7 protein-coding genes are annotated in these 8,883 nt (G+C 71.7%); 6 read left to right on the top strand and 1 reads right to left on the bottom strand.

Going from position 1 to position 8,883, the window contains the following annotated elements; genetic code table 11:
- The first annotated feature begins 467 nt into the window (after nt 1–467).
- From R6Y94_RS01770 to R6Y94_RS01785, 4 genes are read left to right on the top strand one after another with little or no spacing between them, the layout of a single operon-like run.
- On the top strand, nt 468–1,259 hold the full coding sequence (locus R6Y94_RS01770) for an ABC transporter ATP-binding protein (RefSeq protein ID WP_318393956.1): 792 nt from the start codon (nt 468–470) through the stop codon (nt 1,257–1,259).
- Nucleotides 1,256–2,137 carry an ABC transporter ATP-binding protein gene (locus tag R6Y94_RS01775; RefSeq protein ID WP_318393957.1) on the top strand — a complete coding sequence of 294 codons (882 nt, stop codon included), beginning with the start codon at nt 1,256–1,258 and terminating at the stop codon, nt 2,135–2,137. The genes R6Y94_RS01770 and R6Y94_RS01775 overlap by 4 nt, the downstream gene beginning before the upstream one ends.
- Entirely contained in the window at nt 2,134–4,110 is a 1,977-nt protein-coding gene (locus tag R6Y94_RS01780) for an AMP-dependent synthetase/ligase (protein ID WP_318393958.1), read from the top strand. The genes R6Y94_RS01775 and R6Y94_RS01780 overlap by 4 nt, the downstream gene beginning before the upstream one ends.
- On the top strand, nt 4,107–4,997 hold the full coding sequence (locus R6Y94_RS01785; RefSeq protein WP_318393959.1) for a branched-chain amino acid ABC transporter permease: 891 nt from the start codon (nt 4,107–4,109) through the stop codon (nt 4,995–4,997). The genes R6Y94_RS01780 and R6Y94_RS01785 overlap by 4 nt, the downstream gene beginning before the upstream one ends.
- Here R6Y94_RS01785 and R6Y94_RS01790 read toward each other — a convergent pair.
- Entirely contained in the window at nt 4,994–6,217 is a 1,224-nt protein-coding gene (locus tag R6Y94_RS01790; protein WP_318393960.1) for a transposase, read from the bottom strand. The genes R6Y94_RS01785 and R6Y94_RS01790 overlap by 4 nt on opposite strands.
- A gap of 65 nt (nt 6,218–6,282) precedes the next feature.
- On the opposite strand from R6Y94_RS01790, the gene R6Y94_RS01795 reads away from it, so the two are divergent.
- Together R6Y94_RS01795 and R6Y94_RS01800 are read left to right on the top strand one after the other, a co-directional pair.
- Entirely contained in the window at nt 6,283–7,410 is a 1,128-nt protein-coding gene (locus R6Y94_RS01795) for a branched-chain amino acid ABC transporter permease (RefSeq protein WP_318393961.1), read from the top strand.
- Between the two features lie 46 nt (nt 7,411–7,456).
- On the top strand, nt 7,457–8,773 hold the full coding sequence (locus R6Y94_RS01800) for an ABC transporter substrate-binding protein (protein WP_318393962.1): 1,317 nt from the start codon (nt 7,457–7,459) through the stop codon (nt 8,771–8,773).
- Nucleotides 8,774–8,883 lie beyond the last annotated feature (110 nt).

Consider the following 8,883-nt stretch of genomic DNA (forward strand, 5'->3'; position numbering starts at 1 on the left):
AGAGCCGGGTTGTCGAGACGGCGCGTGGTGATGCGGTTCGGTCGACGACGGGCCGGCGGGGATCGGGGCTCGGGCAGCCCGGGACAGTGGGCGCACAAGCGGGGCAGCTCGACAGTGTCTCCGGCAGATACCCCATCCCCACGCCGCCTCGGACACACGACCCGACGTCAGGAGATCACCAGCCCGAACGGTAACCGGAAGCAACGGGTTGCCCGATCACAACCTCCGAAGAGGGCGCACCAGGCACACGCTGGCGACGCCCACGAGCCCGTCGACCGAGAGCGGTGGCAGGTCAGGGTGCCGACCGGCCTGCGAGTCCACAAGGGACGCTACTCGGTACGCCCAGCCTCCACCGATCCGGTGGAATGGGCGCCCGTAGCACTGATGCTCTTGACGGGACGTTGCGCCGTGGTTAATGTCCGGTAACTTTGTGAGCCGCGCCACAACAGAGAACCGGGGGTTCCCGGATGCTGCAGGTGCGCAATCTGGAGGTCGTCTACGACGACGTGATGCTGGTGCTGCGCGGGGTGAGCCTCGCGGTACCGCCCGGCGGGATCGTCGCGCTGCTCGGCGCGAACGGCGCCGGCAAGACCACCCTGCTGCGGGCGATCAGCGGCCTGCTCGACGTACACGACGGCGCGGTCACCAAGGGCACGGTCACGCTCGACGGGGAACCGATCCACCGGCTCCGCCCGGCCGCCGTGGTCCGCCGGGGCGTCTGCCAGGTGATGGAGGGACGCCGGATCTTCGCCGAACTGACCGTGGAGGAGAACCTGCGGCTGGGCGGACACACCGCGCACCGGCAGATCCCGGCCCGGCTGGACCACGTCTTCGGGCTCTTCCCGGTGCTGGCCCGGCGCCGCCGGCACACCGCCGGATATCTCTCCGGCGGCGAGCAGCAGATGTTGGCGATGGGCCGGGCGCTGATGGCGCAGCCGCGCTACCTGCTGCTCGACGAACCCAGCCTCGGACTTGCCCCCCGGCTGGTCGACCAGGTCCGGGAGCTGATCGTGGCGATCAACTCGACCGGTGCCGGAGTCCTGCTGGTCGAGCAGAACGCCACCATGGCGCTCTCGCTGGCCACCCATGGCTACGTACTGGAGACCGGCCAGGTGGTGCTGGACAAGCCGGCCGACCAGTTGCTGGCCGACGACGACATCCGGGAGTTCTATCTCGGTCTCGGCGCCGCGGCCGGTGCGGGCCGGCGGTCGTTCCGGGAGGTCAAGCACTACCGGCGGCGTAAGCGGTGGCTGTCGTGACCGCCGTGGCGGCGGCCGAGCGTGCGGCGGGCCGGGTCGAGGACGACCCGATCCTGCGCTTCGAGGACGTCCGGCTGCACTTCGCGGGGGTACGGGCCATCGACGGGGTGACCTTCACGGTGGGCCGGCACGAACTCTTCGCCGTCATCGGGCCGAACGGCTCGGGCAAGACCTCCATCTTCAACGTCCTCTCCGGGGTCTACCGGCCGCAGACCGGCCGGGTCGTCTTCGACGGCGTGGACCTGGTCGGCCGCCGGCCGCACGCCATCGCGGCGCTGGGCATGGCCCGGACCTTCCAGAACGTCGAACTCTTCGGCAACCTCACCGTGCTGGACAACCTGCTGCTCGGCCGGCACCACCACATCCGCTACGGCCCGCTCGCCGCGATCGGCTGGCTGGGCCGGGCCCGGCGGGCCGAGATCGCCAACCGGGCCGCGGTCGAGGAGATCGTGGACTTCCTGGAACTGGAACGGTGGCGGCGGATGCCGGTCGGGTTGCTGCCGTACGGGGTGCAGAAGCGGGTCGAGCTGGGTCGGGCCCTGGCGATGGAGCCGAAACTGCTGCTGCTGGACGAGCCGGTCGCCGGGATGAACCTGGAGGAGACCGAGGACATGGCCCGGTTCGTCCTCGACATCCGCGACGAGCTGGACATCCCGATCGTGCTGGTCGAACACGACATGGGCCTGGTGATGGACCTGGCCGACCGGGTGCTGGTGGTCGACTTCGGCCAGGTCGTCGCGACCGGCAGCCCGGCGGAGATCCCGCACCACCCGGACGTCGTACGGGCCTACCTCGGCGGCAGCGCGCCCGGCACCGCTGACGGCCGGCGCGACCCCGGGCAGGGCGGCGACGATCCGCGACGGGAGGAGCAGTCATGACCGAACCCGTCGCCGACGACACCGTGCCGGCCGCCGTCGCGGTGACCGCGACCACCACTGCCGGCACCGCCGACCCGCCGGCCGGCGCCGTCCCGGCCAGCACCATCGCGGTACGAGTCCGGGACCGTGCCCTCGCCACCCCCGACGCGGTGGCGATGCGGGAGAAGGACCGGGGCATCTGGCAGGAGGTGACCTGGGCCAGCTACTGGGACACGGTGCAGACCGTGGCGCACGGGCTGCTGGCGCTCGGCGTGCAGCCCGGCGACCGGGTGGCGATCCACGCCGAGAACCGTCGGGAGTGGCTCTTCACCGACGTGGCGACCGTGGCGCTGCGGGCGATGACGGTGGGGCTCTATCCGACCAATCCGCCGCCGGAGGTCGGCTACCTGCTGTCGCACTCCGGCGCCCGGGTGCTGATCGCCGAGGACCAGGAGCAGGTCGACAAGGCGCTCGAGGTGATCGACGCGTGCCCGGAGCTGGAGCGGGTCGTCTATCTCGAACCGCGCGGCATCCGGCACCGCTACCGGCACCCCGCACTGCTCGGCTGGGACGAACTGCTGGCGATCGGCGTCGAACACCGGGCCGCCGAGCCCGGGGCGGTCGCCGCCCGGATGGCGGCCGCGACCGCCGGGGACGTCGCCACGCTGATCTACACCTCCGGCACCACCGGCCCGGCCAAGGGCGCGATGCTGACCGTGGCCAACGTGGACTTCGCGATCCGGGTACTGGTCGACGGTGGCGGGTTCACCGATCCGCCACCGGGGCCGTACGACCTGCTGCTGTCGTACCTGCCGCTCTGCCACGTCGCGGAGCGGATCTTCACCACCTGGTTCAATGCCGGTGCCGGGGTGCAGGTGGCGTTCGCCGAGTCGATCGACACCGTGCAGTCGAACCTGCGGGAGATACAGCCGACCATCCTGTTCGGAGTACCCCGGATCTGGGAGAAGATCCTCGCCGGGGTGACCATCCGGCTGGCCAACGCCTCGCCGGTCAAGCGGTGGAACGCCCGGCTGTGGCTCGGGGTCGCCGACCGGATCGCCGGCACGCTGGTCCGGACCGGTGGCCGGCACACCGCCGGCACCCGGCTGGCGTACGGGATCGGCTGGCTGTTCTGCTACCGGGCGCTGCGGGTACGGATCGGGATGCGCCGGGTCCGGTACGCCGCCTCCGGTGCCGCCCCGATCGCCCCGGACGTGCTGCGGTTCTTCATGGGCATCGGCATCCGGATGCACGAGGTGTACGGGATGACCGAGAACACCGCGGTGGCCACCGGCAACCGGCCGGGCCGGGTCCGGCTCGGCACGGTCGGCGAGCCGCACCCCGGCGTGGAGGTGCGAATCGACGAGGAGACCGGGGAGATCCTGACCCGGCATGGGGGCGTCTTCGCCGGCTACTACCGGGATCCGGCGGCGACGGCGGCGGTGTTCGACGCCGACGGCTGGCTGCGCACCGGCGACGTCGGCGAGTGGGTCGACGGCACCCACCTGCGGATCACCGACCGGGCCAAGGACATCATGATCACGGCGGGTGGCAAGAACGTCGGCCCCTCCGAGATCGAGAACGCGCTGAAGGCGTCGCCGTACGTCAAGGAGGCGATCCTGGTCGGCGACCGCCGGCCGTACCTGACCGCGCTGATCGGGATCGAGCTGGAGACCGTGGCGGAGTGGGCGCAGCGCCGGGGGCTGGCGTACACCACCTATCGGGACCTGGCCGGCAAACCCGAGGTCCGGGCCCTGGTCGAGGGGCTGGTCGCCGCCGTGAACGCCGGACGGGCGCCGGTCGAGCAGGTCCGGCGGTTCGCGCTGCTGCCCAAGGAACTCGACCACGACGACGGCGAGCTGACCGCCACCCAGAAGGTACGCCGGGCCGCCGTCGCCGAACGCTTCGCCGACCTGATCGACGAGCTGTACGCCCGCGGTCCGGCGAAGACCGTTGCGGAGGCGGCCGACACCGGACCGGGGGAGGCGGGATGACCGAGCTGGTCGAGAGCCTGCTGCGCGGCCTGGGCACCGGCAGCGTCTACGCGCTGCTGGCCCTCGGCTTCGTCATCATCTACAAGGCGACCCGGGTGATCAGCTTCGCCCAGCCCGCCTTCATGCTGGCCGGCGCGGTGCTGGTCACCTATCTGGCCGGGCCGGTCGGCTTCTGGGTGGCGGTGCCGGTCGCCGCCGTACTCACCGCCGGGCTGGCGCTCGGGGTGGAACGGGTGGCGGTGCGCCCGATGGTCGGCCGGCCGGCGTTCGTGGTCGCCATCATCACCCTCGGGGTGGACGTCGCCGTCCGGGTGGTGGTCAACGGGTTCATCGGGCTGGACGTCCGGCACGTCGGCGACCCGTGGGGGCTGCGTACGGTGGCGGTCCCCGGCACCGGGATCGACCTGCAACAGCGGCACCTCGCCGCGCTGCTCGCCACCACGGTGCTGATCGTCGGGCTCTTCGCGTTCTTCCGCTACACCCGGATGGGACTGGCGATGCGGGCCGCCGCGTACGACCAGGAGGCGGCGCTGGCCCAGGGCGTCTCGGTGGGTGCGGTCTTCGCCCTCTCCTGGGGGCTGGCCGGTGGGCTGGCAGCGGTGGCCGGCACCTTCGCCGCCGCCGGGGCCAGCGTCGACGCGGCGCTCTGGCTGATCGCGCTGACCGCCCTGCCGGTGATCATCCTCGGTGGACTCGACTCGCTGCCCGGCGCGGTGGTCGGCGGGTTGGCCGTGGGCACGATCCAGGAACTCACCGCGACCTACCAGCAGCACGCGCCCTGGCTCGGCGGCAACGTCTCGGTGATCAGCCCGTACGTGCTGATGCTGCTGGTCCTGCTGGTCCGCCCGTACGGGCTCTTCGGCACGAGGGAGGTGGAGCGGGTTTAACGCTTCCCCACGGCTGGAAGCCGGGGGATTTCTGGCTCGGACCGCATCCGAACGCCCTCCCGGAAGGAGGTGATCGCATGTCTTATGTCGTGGGCGCCAGCACGGCCGCGTTCTGCCGTGGCGAGGATCGTCCTCGCGGCGTTCCGGTCGCGGCAGGCGGTGTATCCGCAACTGTCGCACCGGAAGACTCTGACACCCGGCCCGAGGCGGTGCTTGGCTCTCGTACCGCACTGCGAGCAGGTCATGGTGGTGTAGGCGGGCGGTACCAGCACCACCTTCCGGCCCGCCCGCATGCCAGGGTCGATCAGTTCCCGTTTCGCGGCGCCGATCGCCGCGTCGGCGCCCTTGCGGGCCATCCGGGACCTGGTCAGGAAGCTCGGCTTGAAGTCCTCGACGGCGATCGTCGCATGATTGTCGATGACCCGCTTCGCCCAGAGCCGGGCGTCGTGGGTGTTCTGCCGGGCCGCCTTTTTCGCGACCTTCGCCGCATGGCGCTTGGCCCGCAGGTAGCCGTTCGACGGCCGGGCGCCCTTGTCCCGTCGGCGTCGGGCCATCCGGCGCTGCGCCCTGGCCAGTTCGGCGGCGCACCGTTTCCGGTGGCCGAGGTGCGGCAGGTCGTAGACCGGGTCGGTGGTCGTGGCGGTCGTCGTCACACCCCAGTCGACACCGATCGCCCCGTCCGCGTCGGGCGCCGCGGCGACCTCACGACGGACGACGAAGGAGGCGTGCCAGTGGCCAAGGTTGTCCCGGTAGACCCGGACACTGGTCGGCTCGGACGGCAGGTCCCGGGACCAGACGACCGGGACCGACACGCCGCCGGGCAGCCGCAGTCGACCGTCCCGGATCGAGAAGCCGCGCCTGGTGTATTCGAGGCTCGGCCGGGCGTCCTTGCGCCGCTTGACCTTCGGCCGGCCACGGCCCTTGACCTTGAACGAGTCGTTCAGGGCGGCGGCGTAGGTGCGCAGCGTCTGCTGCTGGGCGACCTGGGAACCGTCACGCAGCCACGACGACCGGGCACGGGCCTCGGTCAGCAGCTTCGACAGCTTGCAGAACGTCGGCCTGCGCCGGGACTTCTGCTGGTGCACGGCCTCGTTCCACAGCCAGCGACAACGGCCCCACTCGGCCAGGAGTGCGGCGGTCGCAGCCGCGCCGGGACGCAACCGGTAGGTGTACCGCACCACTTCCTCCACACCGACCAGCGTCCCCGCCGGGTACGACATTTCCACAGCTCGGGCTACCCTTACCTCCCCATGGCTGCAGCCAGGGGCTTCTCGGGTGGTAGTAGATGAGCGCCACCGGCCGATCTACCCGGCTGCGCGGACGTCCCGACCTGCACACCTCGTACGCGCAAGAGTTGAGCCTTTTCGACACCCCGGCCAAGCGGGCGGCGATGGCGGTGCTGCTGGTCGTCGCCCTCGCGTGTCCGTTCCTGCTCACCGACGAGGTGCTGCAACTGCTCGCGCTCTGCTGCGTGGCGGCGATCGGGGCGATCGGGCTGGGCCTGGTCACCGGGTACGCCGGTCAGGTCTCGCTGGGGCACGCGTTCTTCCTCGCGGTCGGCGCCTACACGGCGGCGGCGGTCAGCGGCGACCCGGACGGCCGGGTGATCGGGTTCGGGATCACCAACATCGCGGTCTGGCTGCCCGCCGCCGGCCTGGCCGCCGGGCTGGCCGGAATGCTCGTCGCCCCGCTGGCCACCCGGCTGCGCGGGCTCTACCTGGCGATCGTCACCCTCGGCCTGGTCTTCATCGGACAGCATGTCTTCAGCGAGTGGTCGGCGCTGACCGGCGGCGCCGGGGTCGGCCGGCCGGCGGCCACCCTGGAGTTCTTCGGGCAGCCGATCGCCGCCACCGGCCCGCTCGGCACCCGGGACCAGAAGCTCTACTGGCTGATGCTGCTGCTCCTGCTCGGCTTCGCGCTGGCCGCCGCCAACCTGGCCCGCTCGAAGGTGGGGCGGGCGTTCACCGCGATCCGGGACCGGGACATCGCGGCCGGGGTGATCGGGGTGAACCTGGCCCGGTACAAGACGATCGCCTTCGCCGTCTCGTCGGCGTACGCCGGCTGCGCGGGGGCACTGCTCTACACCATCACCGGGTTCTTCGACCCGGGCTCGTTCAGCCTGCTGCTGTCCGTGCAGTACATCGCGATGGTGCTGATCGGCGGTGCGGGTACCATCTCCGGCGCGATCGCCGGGGCGTTCTTCATCACCCTGCTGCCCCGGTTCACCCGGGAGCTACAGGCGTGGGTGCCGTTCCTCAGCGCCCAGCCGAACGAGGTGCCGAACGTCTTCCAGGTGGAGACGATCCTCTACGGCGTACTTCTCGTCGTCTTTCTCATCTTCGAGCCCCGGGGCCTGTTCGGGATCTGGGTACGGGTCCGCAACTACTGGAAAACCTGGCCGTTCTCCTACTGACCGCCGTTCTCCTACTGAGCTGCTCCTACTGACTTGTGAGGTAGCCATGGGAAGGAACAGTTTGTCCGGCTCCGGATCGCGTCGCGTCGCCGCCGCGACCGTCGCCCTGCTGCTCTGCACCGCACTCGCCGGATGTCGCGGCGGGGACACCGAGACCGACGCCTCCGGGGTGAAGACCGACGTCGGGGTCACCGCCGAGCCGTGTCCGGAGGCGGTGGACCGGAACAAGGGCTGCATCTATCTCGGCATCATCTCCGACCTGACCGAGGGGCCGTTCCGGGCGCTGGCGGTGCCGATCACCGACGCCCAGAAGGCGTTCTGGAAGCGGGTGAACACCGCCGGCGGGATCGGCGACTACGAGGTCGACGTGACCCGCTGGATCCGGGACAACAAATACAACCCGCAGACGCACAACCAGGCGTACCAGGAGATGAAGCCGAACGTGCTGGCCCTGGCCCAGACCCTCGGCTCGCCGACCACCGCCGCCATCCTGGCCGACATGAAGGCCAGCAGCGTGGTCGCGGCGCCGGCCGCCTGGACCTCGGCGTACGCCTTCGAGGACGTGATCGTCGAGTCCGGCGCCAACTACTGCCTGGAGTCGATGAACGCGCTCGACTACGCCCGCGAGGCGCACGGGGTGAAGTCGGTGCTGGCCGTACACCTGGCAGGGGACTACGGCGACGACGCGGCGGCCGGCGCCAAGCTCGCCGCGCAGAGCCTCGGGCTGGGCTTCACCGCGGTGAAGACCGACACCGGCGCGGACAAGCAGGCCGGCGCGATCCAGGCGATCCTCTCCGGCCGGCCGGACCTGGTGATCCTGACCATGGGGCCGGCCGACGCGGCGGCGATCGTGGGCCAGGCGGCGGCCCGGGGCTTCACCGGCCGCTTCATCGGCACCAGCCCGACCTGGAACCCGGCGCTGTTGCAGAGTGCCGCCGCCCCGGCCCTGCTGGCCCGCTACGAGCAGACCGCGCCGTGGGGCGCGTGGGGCACCGACACCCCGGGGCATCAGGCGCTGCGCCAGGCGCTGGGCCAGATCACCCCGAACGACGGGTACACCGCCGGCTGGGTGTGGTCGTATCCGATGAAGGCCGCGCTGGCCAAGGCGGTGGCCGACGGCGACCTGACCCGGGCCGGGGTGCTGGCCGCGGTCAAGTCGCTGACCTCGGTCGACTACGAGGGCATGCTGCCGGCCGGCGCCGGCAACTACGCCGCCGGCCCGAACGACGGGCAGGTCCGGGTCACCGCGGTGTACCGGCCGGACCGGGCCGCCCCGACCGGGGTGACCCAGGTCCGGCCGCTGACCGCGGGCCCGACCGCGCAGGCGTACACCCTGGACCGGCCCTGCTACGAAAAGTTCTGACCAGCGCGGGACCGGCCCCCGGGGGATCCGGGTGGGCCGGGGTTGAGCGGGGCGGGGGGGGCCGGCGCCAAATGCCCCCCCCGCGCCGCCCCCCCCCCCACCCCCCCCCC

Source organism: Plantactinospora sp. KLBMP9567 (assembly GCF_033446045.1).
Classification (GTDB): domain Bacteria; phylum Actinomycetota; class Actinomycetes; order Mycobacteriales; family Micromonosporaceae; genus Plantactinospora.

Excerpts from the sequence above, each read along its gene's own strand:
- R6Y94_RS01770 (WP_318393956.1), top strand. The coding sequence starts at position 468 with ATGCTGCAGGTGCGCAATCTGGAGGTCGTCTACGACGACGTGATGCTG.
- R6Y94_RS01780 (WP_318393958.1), top strand. The coding sequence starts at position 2,134 with ATGACCGAACCCGTCGCCGACGACACCGTGCCGGCCGCCGTCGCGGTG.
- R6Y94_RS01785 (WP_318393959.1), top strand. The coding sequence starts at position 4,107 with ATGACCGAGCTGGTCGAGAGCCTGCTGCGCGGCCTGGGCACCGGCAGC.
- R6Y94_RS01790 (WP_318393960.1), bottom strand. The coding sequence starts at position 6,217 with ATGTCGTACCCGGCGGGGACGCTGGTCGGTGTGGAGGAAGTGGTGCGG.
- R6Y94_RS01795 (WP_318393961.1), top strand. The coding sequence starts at position 6,283 with ATGAGCGCCACCGGCCGATCTACCCGGCTGCGCGGACGTCCCGACCTG.
- R6Y94_RS01800 (WP_318393962.1), top strand. The coding sequence starts at position 7,457 with ATGGGAAGGAACAGTTTGTCCGGCTCCGGATCGCGTCGCGTCGCCGCC.